Genomic DNA, 542 nt, shown 5'->3' on the forward strand with positions numbered 1-542 from the left:
AGCCCTAGGGGAACCTGGGGCTGGATCACCTCCTTACCTATACGACTAACTCGATGTTTGTTGAGTGTTCACACAGATTTGCTTGATAGAAGATAGAGTAAAAGATGGGTCTGTAGCTCAGCTGGTTAGAGCGCACCCCTGATAAGGGTGAGGTCGGTGGTTCAAGTCCACTCTGACCCACCAATCCTTCCTTCTCAGCGTTGGAAAGTGACTCGTTTAGTGAACTAAACGTCGCCACTGTCCGCTTTGATAAGAAATGATTGGCAAACCAATCCTTTAAGAGGTTTGGAACATCTTATTTACTCGCACTGCATGTAAATGGGGCTATAGCTCAGCTGGGAGAGCGCCTGCCTTGCACGCAGGAGGTCTGCGGTTCGATCCCGCATAGCTCCACCATTTACTGCATTATGGTTAGAGATGCCAAAGATAAACTAAAACATTATCTTTGGCTTTTTTAAGCCCGCTCTTTAACAATTTGGAAAGCTGATAGTAATTAATACAATGATGTCTGTCGTTGTGTTAATACGAAAAAAATTGAGTTC

2 tRNA genes are annotated in these 542 nt (G+C 44.6%); both read left to right on the forward strand.

Annotated elements, in window-relative coordinates:
* Positions 1-106: 106 nt before the first annotated feature.
* Positions 107-183, forward strand: a tRNA-Ile gene (locus tag L976_RS01440).
* 137 nt (positions 184-320) lie between these two features.
* Positions 321-396 (forward strand) — tRNA-Ala (locus L976_RS01445).
* The last annotated feature ends 146 nt before the right edge of the window (positions 397-542 follow it).

The organism is Shewanella sp. ZOR0012, assembly GCF_000798835.1.
Classification (GTDB): Bacteria; Pseudomonadota; Gammaproteobacteria; order Enterobacterales; family Shewanellaceae; genus Shewanella; species Shewanella xiamenensis.